The sequence below is a fragment of the Actinosynnema sp. NPDC091369 genome, assembly GCF_044757065.1.
Taxonomy (GTDB): domain Bacteria; phylum Actinomycetota; class Actinomycetes; order Mycobacteriales; family Pseudonocardiaceae; genus Actinosynnema.
Genome location: NZ_JBIVUG010000003.1, coordinates 296,804 through 320,369 on the forward strand (window position 1 = coordinate 296,804; position 23,566 = coordinate 320,369).

The 23,566-nt window shown below is 72.4% G+C and carries 17 protein-coding genes; 7 read left to right on the forward strand and 10 right to left on the reverse strand.

Translation table 11 applies throughout. The annotated features are described in order from the left end of the window. Positions 1 to 9: 9 nt before the first annotated feature. Complete coding sequence (locus ACIQMJ_RS13890; RefSeq protein WP_499761338.1) at positions 10 to 726, forward strand: ArsR/SmtB family transcription factor; 717 nt, start codon at positions 10 to 12, stop codon at positions 724 to 726. Here the strand turns inward: ACIQMJ_RS13890 and ACIQMJ_RS13895 are convergent. From ACIQMJ_RS13895 to ACIQMJ_RS13915, 5 genes are all read right to left on the reverse strand, one after another. Next, positions 710 to 2,587 (reverse strand): methyltransferase domain-containing protein, encoded by a 1,878-nt coding sequence (locus tag ACIQMJ_RS13895; protein ID WP_499761339.1) that lies wholly within the window; start codon positions 2,585 to 2,587, stop codon positions 710 to 712. The genes ACIQMJ_RS13890 and ACIQMJ_RS13895 overlap by 17 nt on opposite strands. Before the next feature lie 192 nt (positions 2,588 to 2,779). Then, complete coding sequence (gene glgB, locus ACIQMJ_RS13900) at positions 2,780 to 5,044, reverse strand: 1,4-alpha-glucan branching protein GlgB (RefSeq protein ID WP_499761340.1); 2,265 nt, start codon at positions 5,042 to 5,044, stop codon at positions 2,780 to 2,782. Beyond that, positions 5,041 to 6,381, reverse strand: a complete 1,341-nt coding sequence (locus tag ACIQMJ_RS13905; protein WP_499761341.1) for a maltokinase N-terminal cap-like domain-containing protein — start codon at positions 6,379 to 6,381, stop codon at positions 5,041 to 5,043. Before ACIQMJ_RS13905 ends, glgB begins: the two co-directional genes overlap by 4 nt. Positions 6,382 to 6,386: 5 nt before the next feature. Next, a complete protein-coding gene (gene treS / locus ACIQMJ_RS13910) occupies positions 6,387 to 8,198 on the reverse strand; it encodes a maltose alpha-D-glucosyltransferase (RefSeq protein ID WP_499761342.1) in 1,812 nt (603 codons plus the stop codon). 123 nt (positions 8,199 to 8,321) lie between these two features. Then, complete coding sequence (locus tag ACIQMJ_RS13915; protein ID WP_499761343.1) at positions 8,322 to 10,298, reverse strand: alpha-1,4-glucan--maltose-1-phosphate maltosyltransferase; 1,977 nt, start codon at positions 10,296 to 10,298, stop codon at positions 8,322 to 8,324. Positions 10,299 to 10,816: 518 nt separating this feature from the next. On the opposite strand from ACIQMJ_RS13915, the gene glgP reads away from it, so the two are divergent. Beyond that, on the forward strand, positions 10,817 to 13,387 hold the full coding sequence (gene glgP, locus ACIQMJ_RS13920) for an alpha-glucan family phosphorylase (RefSeq protein ID WP_499761344.1): 2,571 nt from the start codon (positions 10,817 to 10,819) through the stop codon (positions 13,385 to 13,387). A gap of 145 nt (positions 13,388 to 13,532) precedes the next feature. Then, entirely contained in the window at positions 13,533 to 14,030 is a 498-nt protein-coding gene (locus tag ACIQMJ_RS13925; protein ID WP_499761345.1) for a hypothetical protein, read from the forward strand. A gap of 3 nt (positions 14,031 to 14,033) precedes the next feature. Here ACIQMJ_RS13925 and ACIQMJ_RS13930 read toward each other — a convergent pair whose 3' ends face one another. The 4 genes from ACIQMJ_RS13930 to glgX form a co-directional block, all read right to left on the reverse strand. After that, positions 14,034 to 15,158 carry a tetratricopeptide repeat protein gene (locus ACIQMJ_RS13930; protein WP_499761346.1) on the reverse strand — a complete coding sequence of 375 codons (1,125 nt, stop codon included), beginning with the start codon at positions 15,156 to 15,158 and terminating at the stop codon, positions 14,034 to 14,036. A gap of 198 nt (positions 15,159 to 15,356) precedes the next feature. Beyond that, positions 15,357 to 15,743 carry a rhodanese-like domain-containing protein gene (locus ACIQMJ_RS13935; RefSeq protein ID WP_499761347.1) on the reverse strand — a complete coding sequence of 129 codons (387 nt, stop codon included), beginning with the start codon at positions 15,741 to 15,743 and terminating at the stop codon, positions 15,357 to 15,359. Continuing rightward, on the reverse strand, positions 15,740 to 16,318 hold the full coding sequence (locus ACIQMJ_RS13940) for a cysteine dioxygenase (RefSeq protein WP_499761348.1): 579 nt from the start codon (positions 16,316 to 16,318) through the stop codon (positions 15,740 to 15,742). Before ACIQMJ_RS13940 ends, ACIQMJ_RS13935 begins: the two co-directional genes overlap by 4 nt. A 277-nt stretch (positions 16,319 to 16,595) precedes the next feature. Further along, the gene (glgX, locus tag ACIQMJ_RS13945) at positions 16,596 to 18,704 is read right to left on the reverse strand and encodes a glycogen debranching protein GlgX (protein ID WP_499761349.1); all 2,109 of its coding nucleotides are present in this window, start codon (positions 18,702 to 18,704) and stop codon (positions 16,596 to 16,598) included. Positions 18,705 to 18,879: 175 nt separating this feature from the next. Between glgX and ACIQMJ_RS13950 the strand changes: the two genes are divergently transcribed. The 4 genes from ACIQMJ_RS13950 to ACIQMJ_RS13965 are packed head-to-tail and all read left to right on the forward strand — an operon-like array spanning position 18,880 to position 22,566. Beyond that, positions 18,880 to 19,656 carry an ABC transporter ATP-binding protein gene (locus tag ACIQMJ_RS13950; protein WP_387488189.1) on the forward strand — a complete coding sequence of 259 codons (777 nt, stop codon included), beginning with the start codon at positions 18,880 to 18,882 and terminating at the stop codon, positions 19,654 to 19,656. A 36-nt stretch (positions 19,657 to 19,692) separates the two neighbouring features. After that, the gene (locus tag ACIQMJ_RS13955; RefSeq protein WP_387487705.1) at positions 19,693 to 20,472 is read left to right on the forward strand and encodes an enoyl-CoA hydratase/isomerase family protein; all 780 of its coding nucleotides are present in this window, start codon (positions 19,693 to 19,695) and stop codon (positions 20,470 to 20,472) included. After that, positions 20,462 to 21,415, forward strand: coding sequence for a methyltransferase domain-containing protein (locus tag ACIQMJ_RS13960; protein WP_499761350.1), 954 nt, complete (start codon positions 20,462 to 20,464; stop codon positions 21,413 to 21,415). The genes ACIQMJ_RS13955 and ACIQMJ_RS13960 overlap by 11 nt, the downstream gene beginning before the upstream one ends. Continuing rightward, the gene (locus ACIQMJ_RS13965) at positions 21,415 to 22,566 is read left to right on the forward strand and encodes a THUMP-like domain-containing protein (RefSeq protein ID WP_499761351.1); all 1,152 of its coding nucleotides are present in this window, start codon (positions 21,415 to 21,417) and stop codon (positions 22,564 to 22,566) included. The genes ACIQMJ_RS13960 and ACIQMJ_RS13965 overlap by 1 nt, the downstream gene beginning before the upstream one ends. Here the strand turns inward: ACIQMJ_RS13965 and ACIQMJ_RS13970 are convergent. Beyond that, positions 22,540 to 23,487, reverse strand: coding sequence for a nucleoside hydrolase (locus ACIQMJ_RS13970; RefSeq protein WP_499761352.1), 948 nt, complete (start codon positions 23,485 to 23,487; stop codon positions 22,540 to 22,542). The two genes, ACIQMJ_RS13965 and ACIQMJ_RS13970, sit on opposite strands and share 27 nt — an antisense overlap. Positions 23,488 to 23,566: the final 79 nt, after the last annotated feature.

Here is a 23,566-nt window from a genome sequence, read left to right on the forward strand (position 1 = left end):
GTTGCGTGCATGGCGGGATGGGTGGACTCCGGCAACGCCGTGCAGGCGTCGGTCGTCGGGCTGGCCCGCGAGCTGGCCGACCCGGTCCGGCTCACCGCGCTGCAACTGCTCGCCGCCGAGGGCCCGCACACGATGGTGCAGCTGGCCGACGCCATGGGCGTCACGCCGCCGCGCCTGGGCAACCACCTCGCCCGCCTGCGCGCCGCCGGCCTCGTCACGGTCGAGCACACCGGTCGGCACGCCGTCTACCAGGTCGCCCGCCCCGACATCGCCGACGTGCTCACCGCGCTGGCCCGCTACGCCCACCACGACGACCTCACCGCGCCGCGGCGCGCGTCGTCACCGGTGGACGTCGCGCACACCTGCTACGACCACGCGGCCGGCCGGCTGGGGATCTCGGTGTTCACCGCGCTGGTCTCGGCGGGCGCCCTGCACCCGCCCGACGGCCGCACGGGCGAGCTGGCGCTGGGCGACGACCTGACCGCGTTGCACCGCCTGGGCGTCGACCCGCGGGCCGTCGCGCCCCGCCGCCGCCTGGCGCTGGCGTGCCTGGACCGCACGCACCGCGTCCCGCACCTGGGCGGCGACCTCGGCCGGCTGGTGCTGGACGCGTTCGTGGCCGACGACCTGGTCCGCCGTCAGGACGGCACCAGGGAACTCCTCGTCACCGAACGCGGGGCCGCGCGCCTGCCCGAGCTGCTGCCGGGGTTCACGCCGGGGTCGTGACGCCGCGGACCACCCACGCCCGCGCGGTGAGCCGGATCGAGCCGTCCGGGTGCGTGGGCAGGCGGGTGCGGAGCAGGTCGCGGAGGGCGCGGCGGCGGTCCTCGGGCAGGGACGCGGCGTAGCCGGGCGCCGGTCCCTGGCCGCCGAGGAACGGCCGCCAGAAGTCGTCGAAGTCGGCGAAGGTGGTCGGCACCTCCAGCGCTTCGACCCGGACGCCGGTCAGCCCGGCTCCGGTCCACAGCTCGCGCAGCGGCTCGGGCCGGCAGAGGGTGAAGCGCCTGCCCTCGTGCAGGGCGGTCGCGGTGGGGTCGAGCACGGTGGCGGCGTCCCAGAAGAACCGGGTGATCGCCATGCCCTCGGCGTAGTCCCAGACGTAGGCGGCCACCACGCCACCGGGCGCGGCGACCCTGGTGAACTCGGCCAGCGCCCGGACCGGGTCGGGCACGAAGTTCAACGCCAGGCCGCTGACCACCGCGTCGAAGGCGTGGTCGGGCAGCGGCAGGGCACGGGCGTCCCCGACGTGGAACGCGGCCCGCGGGTCGGCGACCCGGTGCTTCGCCGTGGCCAGGAACCCCTCGGAGGGATCCACCCCGACCACCTCGGCGGGCGCCGCGCCCTCCAGCACCGCCGCCGTCAACGCCCCCGTGCCACACCCGACGTCCACCCACCGGCGGCCCGGCGGCAGCCCCAGCACCCGGAGGAACCGCCGCGCGACCGGCGCGCTCCAACGCCCGACGTAAGCCTCGTACGCCTCGCCGACCGCCCACACCTCGTCCGCCATGGGGCTCAGCATGGCAGTCCCGACCGGCTGCCGACGGCGTTCCCCGTCGCCCGGTTCGGGCCCCGCCCGGCCGGGGACGACCGCCGCCCGGTGCGCGATGCTGATCCCGTGCTGGTTCAGGTGGAGGGGGTCACCGGGTCCGCGGGCGGTGCCGTGCTGGTCCGGGTTCGGACCTCGGTCGGGACCGCGACGGTCCGCTGGTGCGGAGACCTGGAGGCGACACCGGGCGCGCACCACGTCGAGTGGGAGCTGGACGAGGAGTTCCGGTGGGGACTCGACTGCCGACCGGTCGACGCCGAAGCGCCGCGCCTGGGCCAGGACGAGCGCGGGCTCTTCTTTCGCGGCCGGCTGGGCCTCACGTCGTCGGCTCCGGCACTCGCGCACCTGGAACTGGCCGACGCGGTGGTCGACCTCGGCCGAGTCGACGCCCTGCCCGACGACGTGGCCGGCTCGTGGGTCGAGGTCCACCTCGAACCCGGGAAGGTCGCGGTCCACCCGTACTCGGTGTGACCTGCCGGAATCGCCTCCGACTCCGCGCGCCTTCATCTCGTGCACCAACCGCCCTCCGCGGTGGACCCACGACCGCACCATGCCGTTGCCGCTGGTGGTGGCCGGTAGCCCGCCGCCGGGCTGGAACGCCGTGCCGAGCAGGACGGCGTCACGCGGGCCCAGGGTGGTGCCCTGGTAGGACCACACGGTGATCGCGCCGGTGGAGTCGGAGCTGAGCAGGGTGTGCCCGTCGGCGGCCATGGCCAGGGCGAACGTGGTCACCGACCCGGTCGCGTACTGGGTGATCACGTCCCCGGTCGCCAGGTCCCACGAGTAGACGCTCGTCCCCACCGCGCCCGCCACCACGGCCGAGCCGGACGGCGTGAACGCGACCGAGCTCATCCCCGTCTCGGGCGGCTCGAACACGGTGCGCGTGGTCCAGGTCGCGGTGTCCCACAACCGGATCGTCGCGTCCAACCCGGTGCCGGCCGGCAGCCCGCCGTCGGGCGCGAACGCGATCGACTGCACCTCGGCGGTGTGCCCGGTCAGGGTGGCGACCCGCGTGCCGTCGCCCACCCGGTACACGTGCACGTCGTCGCCCGCAGTGGTCGCGACCAGCTTCCGGAATTGTCGTACCCCTGTGGCAGGGTAAAAGCAGGGGTCCCCTGGGCGAGGACCCCTGCGAAGCCGTCGGCGGGGTGGCCATGGTCGATCTCGTCCCAGTGGGCCGGGCGTCCGGGTGTCGAACGCCCGGCCCGTCGGGTGCTCAGGTCTGTCGAACGCTCACGTGTTGTCGAGCGCCGTGCGGTTCGGGATGGGGTCGAGGTCGTCGTCGTCGACCCGGCCGCCCTGGATCTCCGCCGCGTCCGCCCTGGTCACGGTGGCCGCGGTCGGTTGGTTCTCCGGGGTCAGCCAGAGGACGCCCGCCGGCGGGAGCTGGAGCACGGCCGAAGCCGGGCGACCGTGCCACGGCCGCTCCTCCGCCTCCACGACGCCCAGGTTGCCGACGCCGGAGCCGCCGTAGACCTCCGAGTCCGTGTTCACCACCTCGCGCCACCGGCCCGCCACCGGCAACCCCACCCGGTAGTCGTGGTGCGGCATGCCGGCGAAGTTGGCCACGCACGCCAGCACCGAGCCGTCCTCACCGATCCGCAGGAAGCTCAGCACGTTGCCCGCCGAGTCGTTCGCGTCGATCCACGAGAACCCCTCGGGCCGGTTGTCCGCGCTGTAGAGCGCGGGCGAGGCCGTGTAGACGCGGTTCAGGTCGGAGATCAGCCGGTGCAGGCCGCTGTGCAGCGGCGACTCCAGCAGGTGCCAGTCCAGCGACCGGCTCTCCGACCACTCCTCCCGCTGCCCGAACTCGCCGCCCATGAACAGCAGCTGCTTGCCCGGGTGCGCCCACATGAACGCCAGCAACGACCGCAGCCCGGCCGCCTTGTTCCAGTCGTCACCCGGCATCCGCTGCCACAGCGACCCCTTGCCGTGCACGACCTCGTCGTGCGACAGCGGCAGCACGAAGTTCTCGCTCCACGCGTACACCAGCGAGAACGTGATCTCGTTGTGGTGGAACGACCGGTGGATGGGCTCGCGCGACAGGTAGTGCAGCGAGTCGTGCATCCAGCCCATGTTCCACTTGAACCCGAACCCGAGGCCGCCCAGGTGCGTCGGCCGGGTCACGCCCGGCCACGCGGTCGACTCCTCGGCCACCATCACCACGCCGGGGTGGCGCTTGTAGACGGTCGCGTTCAGCTCCTGGAGGAACCGCACCGCGTCCAAATTCTCCCGCCCGCCGTACTGGTTGGGCAGCCACTGCCCTTCCTGCCGCGAGTAGTCCAGGTACAGCATCGAGGCCACCGCGTCGACCCGCAGGCCGTCGATGTGGAACTCCTCGATCCAGTACAGGGCGTTGGCGACCAGGAAGTTGCGCACCTCGTTGCGCCCGAAGTCGAACACCAGCGTGCCCCAGTCGGGGTGCTCGCCCCGGCGCGGGTCCTCGTGCTCGTACAGGGCGCTGCCGTCGAACCGCGCCAACGCCCACGAGTCCTTCGGGAAGTGCGCGGGCACCCAGTCCATGATCACGCCGACGCCGCGCTGGTGCAGCACGTCCACGAAGTGCCGGAAGTCGTCCGGCGAGCCGAACCGCGACGTCGGCGCGTAGTACGACGTCACCTGGTAGCCCCACGACCCGCCGAACGGGTGCTCGGCCACCGGCATCAGCTCCACGTGCGTGAACCCGGCGCCCACCACGTAGTCGGCCAGCTCCGTGGCCAGCTCCCGGTACCCCAGGCCGGGCTTCCACGAGCCCAGGTGCACCTCGTACACGCTCATCGGCGCGTTGATCCACTGCGTGGCGTCGCGCTTGGCCCGCCACTGCGCGTCGCCCCACTCGTACGTGGACCGGGTGACGACCGACGCAGTCTGGGGCGGCGTCTCGGTGGCGAACGCCATCGGGTCGGCCTTCTCGTGCCACCCGCCGTCACGACCGAGGATGCGGAACTTGTACCGGGTGCCCTCCGGGACGCCGGGGATGAAGATCTCCCACACGCCGGACGAGCCCAGCGACCGCATCGGGTTCGCCCGCCCGTCCCAGCCGTCGAAGTCGCCGCACACCCGCACGCCGCGCGCGGTCGGAGCCCACACGGCGAACGAGACGCCCGAGACCGGGCCGTTGGGCGTGTCGTAGCTGCGCACCCGCGCGCCCAGCACGTCCCACAGCCGCTCGTGCCGCCCCTCGCCGATCAGGTGCAGGTCCAGCTCGCCGACGGTCGGCAGCCACCGGTACGGGTCGTCGACCTCCACCACGTCGTCGCCGTACTCGACCTCGAGCCGGTAGTCGCCGGGGTGCTCGGGCAGGTCGCCCGCGAACAGCCCGTCGGCGACCCGGTCCAGCTCGAACCGCTTGTCACCCGCCATCACCGCCACCGCGGTCGCACCCGGCCGCAGCGCCCGCGCGACCACGCCCTCGGGGACGTGGTGCACGCCGAGCACCGAGTGCGGGTCGTGGTGCGCCCCGGCCAGCAGCCGGTCGACGTCCTCGGGCGAGATCATGACTGCACCGCTCCCTCTCCAGTGATCCGCGCGATCGACGACAACGGGACCGTCAACCACTCCGGCCTGTTCGCGTGCTCGTACGCGACCTCGTACACGGCCTTGTCCAGCTCGAACGCCCGCAGCAGGTAGCCCCGCTTGCGGGGGTCGCCGACCGAGTCCGACGCCGCCTCCGCGTAGCCCTCGGTGAACGCCGCGCGGTTGCGCCGCGCCCACTCCAGCGCCCGCACGGTCAGCTGGTGGTCCTCCGGCTGGCCGACCAGGAGCTGGTGCGCCGCGTAGTCGAAGGATCGCAGCATCCCGGCCACGTCGCGCAACGGCGAGCGCAGCGCGGTCCGCTCGGCGATCGGCGAGCCCGGCTCGCCCTCGAAGTCGATCAGCAGCCACCCCTGCACGGTCCGCAGCACCTGGCCCAGGTGCAGGTCGCCGTGGATGTGCTGCACGGCCACCGCGTCCGGGGTGTCCCTGGCCTGCTCGAACGCCTCCCGCAGCGCGGGCACGTACGGCCGCAGCTCCGGCACCGCGGCGACCACCGAGTCCAGCCGCGTGATCATCGCCCGCACGGTCCGGTCGATGTCCTCGGCGTCCGCGTGCTGCGTGCCCAGGGCGCGCTCCAGGTCCGCGTGCACACTGGCCACCGCTTGGCCGAGTCGCTGCGCCTCGCCCGCGAAGTCGCCGCCCACCTCGTCGGCGTGCAGGTCGGCCTCCGCCATCAGGTCCCGCACGCTGGTCGTGGCCATCGCCCAGCCGTCCACCGCGTCCGGCATGAACTGCTGCAGCATGCCGACGGTCGTGGTCTGGCCGTCCAGCCGGCCGGTGATCGACCCGAGCGGCTGGGCGATGTGCTCGCACCCGACCTGCCGCAGCGCCCGGTGCAGCACCAGGTCCGGGTTGTCGCCGTAGGTCAGCTTGCGGAACAGCTTGAGGATGTAGTGGCTGCCGAACACGATCGAGGTGTTGGACTGCTCGGACGTGATCGGCCGGCCGCGCAGGCCGGTCTGCAGCTCGACGTCCGGCTCGTGCGCGAACCGCAGGCCGTCGACCTCGGCGCCCTGCGCGATCAGGTCGAGCAGCACGCCGGTCAGCTCCGGCACGTGCGTGGCGTCGTGGTTCTCCACGTGGTCGGTGACCAGCAGCTGGTACGGCTCGCGCCGGTCCGGCTGCGCCACCTCGACCACGAGGTGCACCAGCACCGGCTCCTCGGCCCGCAGCACCGTCGTGCGCAGCGGGCGGATGGAGGTGACCGGGCGGTCCTTGCCTCCGAACCACCGCTGCGCGGGCAGCCACTCGGGCAGCTCGGCCATCACCTCGTCGACCAGGTCGTGCGGTTCGGTCACGTCCATCACCTCGGCTCGCTGTCGTCGCCGGCTTCCACGAGCTGGAACCAGTAGAAGCCGTGACCGGGCAGGGTCAGCAGGTAGGGCAGGTCACCCACGGTGGGGAAGACGACGCCGCCGGTCAGCTCCACCGGCCTGCTGCCGTGGTGCTCCGACAGGTCCAGCTCGACCGGCTGCGGGAACCGCGACAGGTTGTTCACGCACAGCACGACGTCCTCGTGGCCGTCGGGCCGCAGCCACCGCCGCCGGTAGGCCAGCACGCTCGGGTTCGAGCCGCCCAGGTCGGTGAAGTCGCCCTCCGCGAACGCGTGGTGCTGCTTGCGCACCTCGATCATCCGCCGCGTCCAGTGCAGCAGCGACGACTGGTTGTTCAGCTGCGCCTCGACGTTGAGGCCCTGGTAGCCGTACACCGGGTCCATGATCACCGGCAGGTAGATCCGGCCCGGGTCGCAGCTGGAGAACCCGGCGTTGCGGTCGGGGGTCCACTGCATGGGGGTGCGGACGGCGTCGCGGTCGCCCAGCCAGATGTTGTCGCCCATGCCGATCTCGTCGCCGTAGTAGAGGACGGGCGATCCCGGCAGCGACAGCAGCATGGCGGTGAACAGCTCCTGCTGGTTGCGGTCGTTCTCCAGCAGCGGGGCCAGGCGCCGTCTGATGCCGATGTTGGCCTTCATCCGCGGGTCCTTGGCGTACTCCGCGTACATGTAGTCGCGCTCTTCGTCGGTGACCATCTCGAGCGTCAGCTCGTCGTGGTTGCGCAGGAAGATGCCCCACTGCGCGCCGGACGGGATCTCCGGGGTCTGCGCCAGGATCTCCGAGATCGGGAACCGCGACTCGCGCCGCACCGCCATGAAGATGCGCGGCATCAGCGGGAAGTGGAACGCCATGTGGCACTCGTCGCCGCCGACCTCGGGGTCGCCGAAGTACTCCACCACGTCCGACGGCCACTGGTTGGCCTCGGCGAGCAGCACCCGGCCGGGGTACTCGTCGTCGACGACCTTGCGGCAGCGCTTGAGGAAGTCGTGCGTGCGCGGCAGGTTCTCGCAGTTCGTGCCCTCCTGCTCGAACAGGTACGGCACGGCGTCGAGCCGGAACCCGTCGATGCCCAGGTCGAGCCAGAACCGCAGGGTGTCCAGCATGGCCTCCTGGACGTGCGGGTTCTCGTAGTTCAGGTCCGGCTGGTGGGAGAAGAACCGGTGCCAGTAGAACTGGCCGCGCACCGGGTCGTAGGTCCAGTTGGACGACTCGGTGTCGACGAAGATGATCCGCGCGTCGGCGTACTTCGAGTCGTCGTCGCTCCAGACGTAGTAGTCGCCGTAGGGGCCGTCGGGGTCCGTCCGCGACTGCTGGAACCAGGGGTGGGCGTCGCTGGTGTGGTTGAGCACCAGGTCGGTGATCACCCGGATGCCCCGGCGGTGCGCCTCGTCCAGCAGGTACACGAAGTCCTCGACCGAGCCGAACTCCGGCAGCACCGCGCGGAAGTCGGAGATGTCGTAGCCACCGTCGCGCAGCGGCGAGGCGTAGAACGGCGGCAGCCACAGGCAGTCGACGCCGAGCCACTCCAGGTAGTCCAACCGGGACGCCAGGCCCCGCAGGTCGCCTGTGCCGTCGCCGTTGGAGTCGCTGAACGCGCGCACCAGCACCTCGTAGAACACCGCGCCCTTGAACCAGCTCGGGTCGCGCGGCACCAGCTTGGCCGACCGGAAGTCCTCGGCCTGCGGCTCCACCAGCAGGCCGTCGGCGCCGATGGCCTCGCCGGTGTGCGGCACGTTCTCCAGACCTACCAGCGCGGCGTCGGGTCGGGCCTCTTCTTGCATGTGTGCTCCACCTCGTCCCACCTCATTGGGGGTGCGTTCGATCGTCCCTCGTGCTCTTCGGCGGGCACGGGGACTCGGTAAAGGGGACCGGGCTGGTTCTTCGACTGGCTGCTGGACCGCGCCCTAGGAGAACCGGCGCTGCACGCCCACGATGTGCGCCGGGGCGCGCCAGGGTTCCAGGCGGACGTAGTTGGCCTGACCCCAGTCCCAGGTCTCCCCGGACACCTCGTCGTGCGCGATCAGCCGCTCGTGCCAGTCGGCGCCGAGCGTGGGCAGGTCCAGCCAGACTGTGCCGTCCTGCGCGTTGTGCGGGTCCAGGTTGACCACGACGACGACCGTGTCGCCGGTGCCCGGGTCCTGCTTGGAGTAGGCGATCAGCGCGGGGTTGTCGACGTGGTGGAACCGGAGTGTTCGCATCTGCTGCAACGCCGGGTGCGCCCGGCGGATCGCGTTCAGCTTGCGCAACCACGGTTCCAGCGACCGTCCCTCGGCCACCGCCGCCGCGTAGTCGCGGGGGCGGAGCTGGTACTTCTCCGAGTTCAGGTACTCCTCGCTGCCCGGCCGGACCGCCTCGTGCTCGAACAGCTCGTAGCCCGAGTACACACCCCAGGTCGGCGCCATCGTCGCCGCCAGCGCCGCGCGCAGCGCGAACATGCCCGGACCGCCGTGCTGGAGCGATTCGTGCAGGATGTCCGGGGTGTTCACGAACAGGTTGGGCCGTGCCTCATCCCAGTGCGCGACCAGCTCGTTGCCGAACTCGGTCAGCTCCTCCTTGGTCGTGCGCCAGGTGAAGTAGGTGTAGCTCTGCGTGAAGCCGAGCTTGGCCAGGCCGTACAGCCGGGCCGGGCGGGTGAACGCCTCGGACAGGAACAGCACGTCCGGGTGCCGGTCCTTGACCGCCCAGATCAGCCACGCCCAGAAGTCCGGCGGCTTGGTGTGCGGGTTGTCGACCCGGAAGATCCGCACCCCGTGGTCGACCCAGTGCAGCACGACGCGCAGCACCTCGTTGTAGATGCCCTGCGGGTCGTTGTCGAAGTTGACCGGGTAGATGTCCTGGTACTTCTTCGGCGGGTTCTCCGCGTAGGCGATCGAGCCGTCCGGTCGGGTGGTGAACCACTCGGGGTTCTTCAGCACCCACGGGTGGTCGGGGGCGCACTGGAGCGCCAGGTCCAGCGCCACCTCGAGGTTGAGCTCGCGGGCGCGGGCCACGAACGCGTCGAAGTCCTCGATCGTGCCCAGCTCGGGGTGGATCGCGTCGTGCCCGCCCTCGTCCGCGCCGATGGCCCAGGTCGAGCCCGGGTCGTCCTCGGTGGCGGTGAGCGTGTTGTTCGGGCCCTTGCGGTTCACCCGCCCGATTGGGTGGATCGGGGGCAGGTATGCGACGTCGAAGCCCATGGCCGCGATGCGGTCCAGCTCCTTGGCGGCGGTGACGAACGTGCCGTGCACCGGGACGCCCGACTCGTCCACGCCGCCCGTGCTGCGGGGGAAGAACTCGTACCAGGACCCGAACGCCGCCCGCTTGCGGTCGACCCACACCTTCTGCGGCTTGCCCTTGGTGATCAGCTCGCGGACCGGGTGGTCGTGCATGATCTGGCGGACGTCGCCGGCCAGGGCGGGCGCGACCCGCTCGGCGAGGGGCCGGTGCTCGTCGCGCAGCGCGGTGGCCGCGTTGACCAGCAGCGGCTTCTCCCGGCGCCGGTCGGGGCGGCGGCTGACGCGGTCGAGCAGGCGGGCGCCCGCCTCCAGGTCGTTCTCCAGCTCGTGCGCGCTCTGCCCGGCGGCGATCTTGACCTCGACGGCGTGCTGCCAGGTGGCCCACGGGTCGCTCCAGGCGTCCACCCGGAACGTCCACGCGCCCTCGGCGTCCGGCACGATCGTGGCGGCCCAGCGGTCCAGGCCCACGCCGTGCGGCACCATCCGCGTCTGTCTGGCGACCCGGTCGTTCGGTCCCCGCCACGCCACCGTGGCGGCCACGGCGTCGTGGCCCTCGCGCCACACCGTGGCCTCGACCGGGACGTGTTCGCCGACCACGGCCTTCGCCGGGTAGCGACCGCCGCTCACGGTCGGGGAGACATCGTCGATTCCGAGTCGTCCGCTCATCGGCAGCGCCCCTCTCACCTGGTGTGACGCTTGCGCGTGCAAGTCTGCCCGCAGCGACCGGACCAGCCGTCACCGGGACCCTTACCCGCTGTTCCTACCCCTTCTGGTTGGATTGCACACTTGGCGGTGGTCCCGTCCCGCCACGGAGGAGCAGATTCCCAGGTGGTGATCGGCTCGACGGGCGTGCCACGCCGGTACCGTTCGGGCGAGTGCTGGTCACACGATCGGGCGAGTGATCACACCGCCGGCCCGCCTCCGCCGGGCAGAAGTCGATCACCGCGGCCACCGGCGCCATATACACGGACAAGACGGCGGTCGGTCCGGCAACGGCACCACGTCCCCCGCGACCGATCGGCGTAACGCGCGACCGGGTCGCCGAGACCGGGCGCCAACGCTTGCGCGCTGTGGGCGAAATAACTTGCAAGGCGGCGTTTGCCCTGGTGAAGCTGTATCGGTCCCTGCATCGGTTCGGGTGACCGTTGCTCGGCACCGCTGGATGGGGGATAAGGTCCGACGCCATGCGAGCACTTCGCCGGTTCACCGTCCGAGCCAGTCTGCCCGAGCCGTTGACGGCCCTGGGCACCCTCGCCACGAACCTGCGCTGGACGTGGCACCAGCCCACCCAGGACCTGTTCGCGTCGGTCGACCCCGAGCTGTGGGCCGAGAGCGGCGACCCGTTGCGCCTGCTGTCCACGGTCGCGCCCGAACGCCTCGACGCGCTCTCCCGCGACGAGCAGTTCCTCGCCCACGCCCGAGCCCTGGCCGACGACCTGCACCGCTACACCACCGGACCCCGCTGGTTCCAGCGCCGCCAGGACGAGATCGGGCAGCGCCGCGAGCACGGGCAGCACGACCTGCACCCGCTGCCCGGCGCGATCGCCTACTTCTCCATGGAGTTCGGCGTCACCGAAGCGCTGCCGAACTACTCCGGCGGCCTCGGCGTGCTGGCGGGCGACCACCTCAAGGCCGCGTCCGACCTCGGCGTGCCGCTGATCGCCGTCGGTCTGCTCTACCGGTCGGGCTACTTCCGCCAGGCGCTGTCCCTGGACGGCTGGCAGATCGAGCACTACCCGGTGCTCGACCCGCGCGGCCTGCCGCTGGAGCTGCTCACCGAACCGTCCGGCGCGCCGATCCTGGTGCACGTCGCCATGCCCGGCGACCGGGTGCTGCGCGCCAAGGTGTGGAAGGCCCAGGTCGGCCGCATCCCGTTGCTGCTGCTCGACTCCGACGTGGAGGAGAACGACGACGACCTGCGCGGCGTCACGGACCGCCTCTACGGCGGCGACCAGGACCACCGCATCCGGCAGGAGATCCTGGCGGGCATCGGCGGCGTCCGGGCCGTGCGCACGTACTGCGACCTGACCGGCCACCCCGCGCCCGAGGTGTTCCACACCAACGAGGGCCACGCGGGCTTCCTCGGCCTGGAGCGCATCCGCGAGCTGGTCACGGGCGAGGGCCTGGACTTCGACCAGGCGCTGGCGGCGGTCCGCGCGGGCACGGTGTTCACCACGCACACGCCCGTCCCCGCGGGCATCGACCGGTTCCCGGTCGACCTCGTGCAGCACTACTTCGGCTCCGAGTCGCTGCTGCCGGGCGTGAACACCCAGCGCATCCTCGCGCTGGGCGCCGAGGACAACCCCGGCCTGTTCAACATGGCGCACATGGGCCTGCGGCTCGCGCAGCGCGCGAACGGCGTTTCCAAGCTGCACGGCACCGTCAGCCGCGACATGTTCCGCGGCCTGTGGCCGGGCTTCGACGCCTCGGAGGTGCCGATCGGCTCGGTCACCAACGGCGTGCACGGCCCCACCTGGGCGGCCACCGAGATGAGCCGCCTGGTCGGCGACACCGAGGACTCCGGCGTCGGCCTGCGCGGGTTCGAGCCGGTCACCGACCAGCGGCTGTGGGAGCTGCGCAACGACCTGCGGGCCAAGCTCGTGCACGAGGTCCGCCGCCGCACCCGCGCGTCCTGGTTGCAGCGCGGCGCGTCGGCGCTGGAGCTGGGCTGGACCGACTCGGTGTTCGACCCGGACGTGCTGACCGTCGGCTTCGCCCGCCGCGTGCCGACCTACAAGCGGCTCACGCTGATGCTGCGCGACCCGGAGCGGCTGCGCTCGATGCTGCTGCACCCCGAACGGCCCGTGCAGCTGGTCGTGGCGGGCAAGTCGCACCCGGCCGACGACGGCGGCAAGGCGTTGATCCAGCAGATCGTGCGCTACGCCGACGACGCGGGCGTGCGGCACCGGATCGTGTTCCTGCCCGACTACGACATGTCCATGGCCCGGTACCTGTACTGGGGCTGCGACGTGTGGCTGAACAACCCGATGCGCCCGCTGGAGGCTTGCGGCACGTCCGGCATGAAGTCCGCGCTCAACGGCGGCCTGAACCTGTCGATCCGCGACGGCTGGTGGGACGAGCTGTACGACGGCAGCAACGGCTGGGCCATCCCGACCGCCGACGGCGTCACCGACCCGACCCGGCGCGACGACCTGGAGGCCGCCGCGCTGTACGACCTGCTCGGCAGCCAGGTCGCGCCGCTGTTCTACGACCGGGGCGAGGACGGCGTGCCGACCCGGTGGCTGGCCATGGTGCGGCACACGCTGGCGTCGCTCGGCCCCGCCGTGCAGGCGTCGCGGATGGTGCGCGAGTACGTGGAGAACCTGTACGCGCCCGCCGCGTCGTCGGCCGGTTCGGTGGTCGGCGAGGGGTACCGCGGCGCGAAGGAGCTGGCCGCGTACCGGCAGCGGCTGCGGGCGTCGTGGACGCGGGTGCGGGTGCTGGACTCGGAGATGTCGCTGAACGGGTCGGCCACGCCGCAGCTCGGCGCGCCGGTGGGCGTGCGGGCCCGGATCGAGCTGGCCGGCCTGGAACCGTCCGAAGTGGACGTGCAGGTGGCGCTGGGTCGGGTCGGCGACTCCGACGAGCTGTACGACGTGGTCACGCACGGGATGCGCTACGCGGGCAACGGCAACTACGAGATCGAGGTGCCGCTGCCGCACGCGGGCGCGGTCGGCTACACGGTGCGCGTGCTGCCGCGGCACGACCTGCTCGCGTCACCGGCGGAACTCGGCCGGGTCGTGCTGGCGGGCTGACGTCGCTCGATCAGATGACCGCCGGCGTGACCGGCGGTCATCTGATCCCGGCGGTTCTTCACGCTTGCGCACGAGGTCTCTACGGTCGGGTGAACCGGCCTGCTTCGCCGCGAGCCGGCGGCGGGTTCGCGCTTACGCTTGCGGCGTGAGGAAAATCGCGACGATCGGCACGGTGCTCGCCGTCCTGCTCGCCGTGGCCGTCATCCCGGCCGCGTCGGCGCGACGGCAGTCGGCGGAACCTCCCGCCGCGTGCGCGGGACTGGTGACGCAGCTCGCGGACACGCTGAAGAAGGTCATCGAGCCGTTGGCCGCGAACCCGCCCACGCCGGACAAGGCGGCCGTGCCGCTGGGCGACGCGCTCCGGGTGCTGGTGGCGATGACGGCGTCGAAGTGCCTGCCCACGCCGCCGATGACGGCTCCGGCGGAGTCCCGGTTCCACGGGCCCGAGCTGTGCCTGTCCCAGGCCATGACGTCGTTCGCCGGGCTGTTCAGCGTGTTGAGCAAGGTCGTGCCCGGCGCCGTGGCGCCGGACCCGGGCAAGCTGCGCGGCGAGGTGCAGGGGTGGCTGAAGGTCGTGGGCGACACCGTGACGACGTGCGGCCTGCCCGCGCCGCCCGGCGGCATGCCGACCATGCCCGCCTAGCGGTCAGGCGATGTCGAGGCGGGCGGTCGTCTCCGCGACGCGGGGCATCCAGCCGGCGAGCTGCCGAGCCTCGACGAGCGTGACGCGGGCCGCCGCGTTGTCGCCGGCCGCCATCTGCGCGCGGGCGATCGTGGCCAGCGCGTCGGCACGGGCCAGCGCGCTCTCGCTGGTCGCCTTGGCCTGCCGGGCCAGGGCGAGCGCGCCGGCGTGGTCGTCCTCGATGAGGGCGAGCTGCGCGAGCGTGCCCGTGCAGCGGTAGCGCGGGTAGCCGAACTGCATCGCACCGTCCGCCGCGCGCTTGGCGGCGGGCACGCCGACGTCCGCGGGCAGTTGGCCGCCTTCGACGGCGTTGGCCGTGGAGCTGGCCATCGCGGCGAGCACGAACGCCATGTCGCGCTGCTCCAGGTCCGTGCGGCCCATGAGGCTGCTGACCGCGTGCAGGGCCTCGCCGTACTTCGCGCGCATGGTCAGCACGGCGGTGCGCGCGCCGATCGCGACCAGCAGCGTGGGGTGGCGTTCGACCAGCTCGTCGGCGATGGCCTCGGCCCGGTCGAGGTCACCGGTCTCCAGCGCGTCGCTGACCTCGTTGACCAGGGGCGTCGCCTCGTACTCCGCGGCCGTGCGGCCGGTCAGGCGGGGCAGGGAGAACAGGAACCAGCCGGGTGACGTGGTGCCCGCGCCGCGCCGCGGCCACAGGCCGTTGAGCAGCACCGCCGTGCCCGCGACCGCGGCGCCGCGCAGGAACGGCCGGTCGACGTCCGACCAGGTCAGCGCGCCGAGCCAGACCACCGCCACGACCGCGGCGGTCAGCGCCACCGACGTGAGGCCGGTCAGCGCCAGCCGACGGCGGACCGGCGCCTTGACCGACGTGAGGCCGAGCGACATCAGCAGCGGGATCGTCCGCCACACCACGCGCAGGTGCGGCTTCGTCCACGTGCGCACCTCGCCGCCGACCCCGATCTCGACCAGGGACACGCGCACCCGGAACACCAGCGCGCCCGCCAGCAACCCGAGTTGCAGCACCGCGTGCGCGGCCCACGCCCCGAACACGGCTCCACCGAACGACGCGACGCTCGGCCGCCAGACCACGAGGACGACCAGGGCCAGCCCGGTCAGCACTTTCCACACGGACCTGGAGACGCTACCGCCACCCTCCCGGTTCCCGAACGTCGAACTCGGGGGTCCTGAACGTTCGACTCACGAGACCTGAGCGTTCGACTCACGCGTTCTGAACGTAGGACTCACGCGAGAGTCGAACGTTCAGGTCCCGCGTGTCGAACGTTCAGGTCCCGCGTGTCGAACGTTCAGGTACCCCGAGTTCGACGTTCAGGTCACGGCTTGGGTGGCGCCGGGGCGCACCGGCAGGCCCGAGGCGGCGTAGGCGCGGAAGCCGCCGACCAGGTCCGTCGCCCGGGGCAGGCCCACGCGTTGCAGGTCGCGCGCGGCCAGGCTGGAGGCGTAGCCCTCGTTGCACAGCACGACCACGGTCGTGTCGGCGGTGAAACCGGGGATGCGGTGCTCGCCGTCCGGGTCCAGCCGCCACTCCAGCACGATGCGCTCCACCGGGATCGAACCGGGGACCTCGCCCTCCGCGGCACGGTCGTGGTGCGGCCGGATGTCGACCACCAGCACGTCCGACAACCCGGCCAGCTCCTCCGGCGTCACGCGGCGCAACGACCGCCGCGCCTCGTCCAACAGCTCCTCGGCACTCACGGGCCCTCCTGGTCGGCCAGAACGCGCAACTGCTCCAACGGCAGCCGCTGGGCGGGCAACGGCTGGATCTCCGGCGGGATGTCGGCCAGGCTCGGGTACTCCCGGGTCGGCACCAGCGGCGGCGAGTAGGCGTGCACGCTCGCCGCACCCACCGTGCCGCGGTTCACCACCTGGTGCGCACGCCCCGCGCCGAATCCCAGCGCACTGCCCACGGGGCGCAGCGCGCTGCGGATCGGCCCACCGGGGTAGCGGTAGTCCTCCGACAGCTCGCCGGTCAGCACGGTGAACGAGCCCGCCGCGCCGCCGTGGTCGTGCGGCTCGGTGCCCTGGCCGGGCAGCCAGCTCAGCAACCACAGCTCGACGCCCTCGGTCAGCCCGAGCCGCGCCCACCAGCGCCGGTCCGGGTCGAACCGCAGCACGTCCAGCAGCGGGGTGGTCAGCTCGGCGGCGACGGTCGAGGTCAGCTCGCGCAGCTCGCGCGGCGTCCACAGGTCGCGTTCGGGGTGGATGATGTCGCGCAGGAACCGCACGTCCAGCTTCGGGTGCAGGTCGGCGCGCGCGATCGTCGCGGTCACGTGAAGTCGCTCCTGATGGCTACGAGGTCGAGCGGGGTAGCGATCAAGACGCGACGCGGGGTCAGCCCGAGGAACGGGCGCGGCCGCGTCGCGTCCCGCTACACCCGCACGACGCCACCAGCAGGAGGTCGATCGTGCGGTCGCACCAGGTCAGCAACGGGCGGGCCACGCCGGCATCGTGCCACGGATCGGCGACCCGCGTGCGGGCCTCTCACCAGGCAGGATTGCCTCGGTCACGGAGCCAGTCGGTCCCGGATCCAGTCGGTCACCGGGGCACTCAGTTGGGCACGCGGAGCAGCAGCAGCGAGCGGCCCTCCAGCACCACGGTCGCGCCGGCCGGCAGGCTCTCCCCGACCACCGGCGACCCGTCGGCCGTGGTGGAGTCGATCGTCGGCTGGTACCGGCCGCCGTACTCGGGCCCCGGGAGCGTGACCTCGATCGGGTCCGCCCCCGCGTGCACGAGCAGCAGCCACGAGTCGTCCGACACCAGCTCGCCGTCACGCGAGCGGGACAGGCTGTTCGACCCGTCGATCCACATGCCGAGGAACCGCCTGCCGTCGTCGAACCAGTCCGTCTCGGCCATCTCCTCGCCGTCCGGCCGGAACCACACCAGGTCGGGCGCGCCGGACGACGTGGTGCGGCCGTCGAAGAACTGCGGCTGCCGCAACGCGGGCGACGCGCGCCGCACCGCGATCACGCGCCGGGCGAACGCCAGCACCGCCTCGCCCTCCCCGCCGAGCTTCCAGTCCACCCACGACGTCTCGTCGTCCAGGCAGTACGCGTTGTTGTTGCCGCCCTGGGTGCGCCACTGCTCGTCACCCGCGGTGAGCATCGGCGTGCCCGTGGACAGCATCAGCGTGGCGAACAGGTTGCGGGCCTGCCGGGCGCGCAGGGCGAGCACCTCGGGGTCGTCGGTCTCGCCCTCGACGCCGCAGTTCCACGACCGGTTGTCGTTGGTCCCGTCCCGGTTGTCCTCGCCGTTGGCCAGGTTGTGCTTGTCGTTGTACGACACGAGGTCGCGCAGCGTGAACCCGTCGTGCGAGGTGACGAAGTTGACCGACTGCCACGGTCGCCGCAGGTCGTCGGCGTACAGGTCGGACGACCCGGACAGCCGGTACGCCAGGTCCCGCACGCCGGTCATGCCCCGCCAGAAGTCGCGCACGGTGTCGCGGTACCGGCCGTTCCACTCGGCCCACTGCACCCCGAAGTCGCCGACCCGGTAGCCGTCGCCGGTGGCGTCCCACGGCTCGGCGATCAGCTTGCACCGCGACAGCACCGGGTCCTGCGTGATCGCGGTCAGCATCGCCGACGCCCGGTCGAACCGGCCGCCGCCGGGCCTGCCCAGCGTGGACGCGAGGTCGAACCGGAACCCGTCCACGCCCATCTCGGTGGCCCAGTAGCGCAGCGAGTCCGTGACCAGCCGCACGAACTGCGGCGACCCGGCCTCGGTGGTGTTGCCGCAGCCGGTGATGTCGAGGGTGCCGCCGCCGTCGATGTGCAGGTAGTAGCCGGGCGCGTCGAAGCCCCGGTACGACAGCGTGGGGCCCTCCGGCCCGCCCTCGCACGTGTGGTTGAACACCACGTCGATGATCACCTCGATGTCCGCGTTGTGCAGCGCGGCCACCATCGTGCGGAACTCCTCCACCTCCCGGCCCGGCTCGCTGGCGTAGGCGGGGTGCGGCGCGAAGTAGCTCAGCGGCGAGTAGCCCCAGTAGTTGTGCCGGCCGCCCCGGATCAGCGACGGCTCGTCGACGAACGCGTGCACGGGCAGCAGCTCCACCGACGTCACGCCGAGCCGGGTCAGGTGCTCCAGCACGGCCGGGTGCGCGAGCCCCAGGTAGGTGCCGCGCTGGTGCTCGGGCACGGCCGGGTGCTGCTTGGTGAACCCGCGCACGTGCAGCTCGTAGACCACCGCCTCCTCGAACGGCACCTCGGGCTTCACGCCCGTGTCCGGCCCGCCGGGCGAGGTGACCACGGACAGCGGCACGCTGCCCAGCGAGTCGACCGGGGACGGCCCGCCGAGCATCGGGTCGTCCACGTAGCCGAGCGCCGCGTCGAGGTCGGTCAACGCGCCCGTGATCCGCGTCGCATACGGGTCGACCAACAGCTTCGCCGGGTTGCACCGCAGGCCCCGGGACGGGTCGTACGGGCCGTGCACGCGGTAGCCGTAGCGCTGGCCGGGCGTGACGCCGGAGATCAGCCCGTGCCACACGCCGAACGTGCGCTCGGTCAGCTCGACCCGCTCCTCGGTGCCGTCTTCGCTGATCAGGCACACTTCGACGGCGTGCGCGGGCGGCGCCGAGACCGCGAAGCGCACACCTCCGGCCTCGGGGTGGGCCCCGAGGGGGAACGGTCGGCCCGCGAGCAGGATCGAGTCGGCAGCCATGTCCCCGATCTTTCCAGCAGACACGGCCTGTGTGGGCATGAGCGCGCTGAGGTTCACCGACCCGCCCGTACCTCCCCCCACCGGACCGCGGGCGGGACGGGGTGCAGAACAATGGCGGTGGCGGTGCATCGACGGGGCGAGGGCAGGCGTGGAAAACGAAGATCTGGTCATCCACATGCAGGGTGTTTCGGTTCGACGTGGCAAGACCACGCTGGTCGGCGACGTCGACTGGAGCGTGGAGCTGGACGAGCGCTGGGTCGTGCTCGGCCCGAACGGGGCGGGCAAGACCACGCTGCTGAGGCTGGCGAGCGCCGAGCTGCACCCGACCAAGGGCAAGGTGCACCTGCTCGGCGAGCGGATCGGCAAGACCGACGTGTTCGAGCTGCGGCCCCGCATCGGGCTGTGCTCGGCGGCGTTGAGCGGCCGCATCCCGCCCGACGAGAAGGTGGTCGACCTGGTGGTCAGCGCCGGGTACGCGGTGCTGGGCCGGTGGCGCGAGGAGTACGACAAGCTCGACACCGGTCGGGCCCGGGAGCTGCTGGCCGCGATGGGCATCGAGCACCTGGCCGATCGCACCTACGGCACGTTGTCCGAGGGTGAGCGCAAGCGCACGCTGATCTCGCGGGCGTTGATGACCGACCCGGAGATGCTGCTGCTCGACGAGCCCGCGGCCGGCCTGGACCTGGGTGGCCGCGAGGACCTGGTGGCCCGGCTGTCGGAGCTGGCGATGGACCCCGACGCGCCGGCGACGGTGCTGGTCACGCACCACGTGGAGGAGATCCCGCCCGGCTTCACGCACGCGCTGCTGCTGCGTGACGGCGGCATCGTGGCGCAGGGCCTGCTGGACGACGTGCTGACCGAGGAGAACCTGTCGAAGACCTTCGACCAGCCGCTGGAGCTCCAACGGTCGGGTGACCGGTACTTCGCCCGGCGCAAAACTACCGAGGGGTAACCTGCGAGGCGCACCGACGGAGGTCGAGGAGGACCTGTGGCTGAGTTCGTGAGGCTCGAAGTCGAGGACGGGATCGGCACCATCCGGTTGGACCGCCCGCCGATGAACGCGCTCAACCGGCAGGTCCAGGAGGAGATCCGGTCCGCCGCGCTGGAGGCGGCCGACCGGGCCGACGTCTACTCGGTGATCGTGTACGGCGGTCCGAAGGTGTTCGCGGCCGGCGCGGACATCAAGGAGATGGCCGAGCTGTCCTACGCCGAGATGGCGGCCCGCGCGGGCGCGTTCACCTCGGCGTTGCGCGCGGTGGAGGAGATCCCCAAGCCGACCGTGGCCGCCATCACCGGCTACGCGCTGGGCGGCGGGTTCGAGCTGGCCCTGTGCGCGGACCGGCGGATCGCGGGCGACAACGCCAAGGTCGGCCAGCCGGAGATCCTGCTCGGCGTCATCCCCGGCATGGGCGGCACGCAGCGCCTGCCGCGGCTGATCGGGCCGTCGCGCGCCAAGGACCTGATCTACACCGGCCGGTTCGTCGGCGCCGAGGAGGCGCTGCGGATCGGCATGGTGGACGAGGTCGTGGCGCCGGACGACGTCTACGAGGCGGCCAAGCGGTGGGCCGGCCGGTTCGTCAACGGCCCGGTGCGCGCCTACGCCGCCGCGAAGGCCGCGATCGACGGCGGGCTGGACACCGACCTGGGCAGCGGGCTGAAGCTGGAGAGCCAGCTGTTCGCCGCGATGTTCGCCACCGAGGACCAGAAGACCGGCATGGCGTCGTTCATCGAGAACGGCCCGGGGAAGGCGAAGTTCAGTGGCCGTTGATCCCAAGCCCAACCCGCACGCCACCGCCGAGGAGATCGAGGCGGCGTACTCCGACCCCAAGCTCGCGAACGTGCTCTACCACGACTGGGAAGCCGGCACGTACGACGAGAAGTGGTCGATCTCGTACGACGAGCGCTGCATCACCTACGCCAAGGACCGGTTCCGGGCGGTCGCGGGTGACACCGGGCCGTACGAGCACGCGCTGGAGCTGGGCTGCGGCACCGGGTTCTTCCTGCTCAACCTGATGCAGGGCGACGTGATCGAGCGCGGGTCGGTGACCGACCTGTCGCCGGGCATGGTCGAGGTGGCGCTGCGCAACGCGAAGCAGCTGGAGCTGCCGGTCGACGGCCGGGTGGCCGACGCCGAGCGCATCCCGTACGACGACGACACGTTCGACCTGGTCGTGGGGCACGCGGTGCTGCACCACATCCCGGACGTGCCCGCCGCGATGCGCGAGGTGCTGCGGGTGCTCAAGCCGGGCGGGAAGTTCGTCTTCGCGGGCGACCCGACGAACGTGGGCAACTTCTACGCCCGCAAGCTCGGGCAGCTCACCTGGTGGCTGACCACGAACGTCACCAAGCTGGGTCCGCTCAACGACTGGCGCCGGCCGCAGGAGGAGCTGGACGAGTCCTCGCGCGCCGCGGCGCTGGAAGCGGTCGTGGACCTGCACACGTTCGACCCGTCGGACCTGGAGCGGACGGCCCGCGGCGCGGGCGCGGTCGACGTGCGCGCGGTGACCGAGGAGCTGTCGGCGGCGTTGTTCGGCTGGCCGGTGCGCACGTTCGAGGCCGCCGTGCCGCGGGAGAAGCTGGGCTTCGGCTGGGCGATGTTCGCCTACCGCACCTGGCAGCGGCTGTCCTGGGTGGACGAGAACGTGCTGGCCAAGGTGCTGCCGCGCGAGGTGTTCTACAACGTCTCCGTGACGGGTCGCAAGCCGGTCTAGTGGCCTACGCGTTCAACCTCGACGACGTGGCGTACCTGCGGTCCGACGCGGGGTGCGCCGCGTTGTCGGCGCTGGCCGACCTGCCGCTGACGCCCGCGTCGCGGCTTTCGGACGTGAACCGGGCGAAGCAGGTCTCGCCGACGCGCTTCGCGGCCGTGCTGGAGACGTTGTTGCTGCGGCGCAAGGCGGCGGGGAAGGTCGGTTTCGCCGACGGGCTGTTCACCTCCGACGCGGTGCAGCAGGCCACCGCGCACCCGGTCGCGGCGCACCGGGCGCGCCGGTTCACCGGGCCCGCGCACGACGTGACGTGCTCGATCGGCGCGGACCTGGCGGCGCTGCCCGAGGGCTCGATCGGGTCCGACCTCGACCCGGTGCGGCTGGCGATGGCGCGGCACAACCTGGGTGACGGGGTGGCGCTCGTGCGGGCGGACGCGTTGCGGCCGGTGTCGCGGGGCACGGCGGTGCTCGCCGACCCGGCCCGGCGGGACGCGAGCGGGCGGCGCACGTGGCACCCGTCGGACTTCGCGCCGCCGCTGGACGAGCTGGCCACGGCCTACGCCGACCGCGACCTGGCGGTGAAGTGCGCGCCGGGCGTGGACTTCGCGGTCGCGCCGTGGGCCGACGAGGTCGAGCTGGTGTCGCTGGACGGGCAGGTGCGCGAGGCGTGCCTGTGGACGCGCGGCCTGGCCACGCCCGGCGTGGCGCGGCGGGCGACCGTGCTGCGGTCGGACGGTCCGGCGTGGACGATCACCTCCGCCGAGCCGGACGACTGCGAGGTGCGCGAGCCGGACGAGTGGCTGGTCGACCCGGACGGCGCGGTGGTGCGGGCCGGGCTGGTGCGGCACTACGCGGCCCGGCACGGGCTGGCGCAGCTGGACGAGCGGATCGCCTACCTGACCGGCCCGACCCCGCCACCGGGCGTGCGGGCGTTCCGGGTGGTGGAGCACGGGCACTACAGCGAGAAGGTGCTGCGGTCCGTGCTGCGGGCGCACGACGTGGGCCGGCTGGAGATCCTGGTGCGCGGGCTGGACGTGGACCCGAACGCCCTGCGCCCGAGGCTGAAGCTGTCCGGCTCCACCGAGGCGACCGTCGCCCTGACCCGCATCGGTCGCCGCCCGGTCTACCTACTGGCCCACGCCGAGCGCACTTAGCCGTTCGAACAGGAACGCGCGCAGGCCGTCGAGGTCGGCGTCCACCGCGATGTCCAGGGTCTTCGGCGCGTCCACCTCCAGCCGCTGGTCGACCACGAGCGCGCCCCGGCTCGGGCCGGACGAGCAGTCGACGTCCACCGGGAACGCCGTGCCGCGCAGGATGCCCGGCCGGACCGCCTCGGCCACCGCGACCGCGTCGTGCACGGCCATGCCGTCCCAGCCGAGGAACCTGCGGTAGGTCGCCAGGTAGTCGGGGGTGAGGCCGACCAGGGTCCGGGCGGCGGGCGAGGTCTTGGCCAGGTCGGCCAGCCACTGGCTGCTCACCGCGCACCGGCGGGTCAGGTCCATCGGGACGAGCGTGGTGGGCACGTCCTCCTCGACCAGCACGCGGCGGGCGGCCTCGGGGTCGCTCCAGACGTTGAACTCGGCCGCGGCGGTGACGTTGCCGCCGTTCACGCCGCCGCCCATGACGACCAGCCTGCCGATCTTCGGCTTGAGGCCGGGGTGGGCGGCCAGCAGCAGGGCGATGTTGGTGAGCGGGCCGATGGGGACGATCGTGACGGGGCGGTCGGCCTGGTCGAGGAGGTCGCGCAGGAGCGTGACGGCGTCCCGCGCGTCCGGGCCGCGCGTCGCCCGCGGGAGGGTGTCGGCGTAGCCGGAGAGGCCGTCCGAGCCGTGGGCGCTGGACAGGTGCGGGTGGGGGTGGACCAGGGGCCGTGACGCGCCGACGCCGACCGGCACGTCGTCGCGGCCGAGGAGGGTGAGCAGGCGCAGCGCGTTGCGGGTGGTGTCGGTCAGCGACACGTTGCCGAAGACCGTGGTCACCCCGATCAGGTCGACCTCGGGGCTCACGGCGGCGAGCGCCAGCGCGAGGGCGTCGTCCACGCCGGGATCGGTGTCGATGATCAGCGGTGTCGTCACCGGGCCCATTGTGCCGTGCGCCCGCGGACGGCCTCGACCTGGCACTTTGCCGGCCGACCGGGGGAGTTAGAGTGCCGGG

Bases quoted from the DNA above. Each gene is read 5' to 3' on its own strand.
- ACIQMJ_RS13890 (WP_499761338.1), top strand. From the start codon at position 10: ATGGCGGGATGGGTGGACTCCGGCAACGCCGTGCAGGCGTCGGTCGTC.
- glgB (WP_499761340.1), bottom strand. From the start codon at position 5,044: ATGATCTCGCCCGAGGACGTCGACCGGCTGCTGGCCGGGGCGCACCAC.
- treS (WP_499761342.1), bottom strand. From the start codon at position 8,198: ATGCAAGAAGAGGCCCGACCCGACGCCGCGCTGGTAGGTCTGGAGAAC.
- ACIQMJ_RS13915 (WP_499761343.1), bottom strand. From the start codon at position 10,298: ATGAGCGGACGACTCGGAATCGACGATGTCTCCCCGACCGTGAGCGGC.
- glgP (WP_499761344.1), top strand. From the start codon at position 10,817: ATGCGAGCACTTCGCCGGTTCACCGTCCGAGCCAGTCTGCCCGAGCCG.
- glgX (WP_499761349.1), bottom strand. From the start codon at position 18,704: ATGGCTGCCGACTCGATCCTGCTCGCGGGCCGACCGTTCCCCCTCGGG.
- ACIQMJ_RS13950 (WP_387488189.1), top strand. From the start codon at position 18,880: ATGCAGGGTGTTTCGGTTCGACGTGGCAAGACCACGCTGGTCGGCGAC.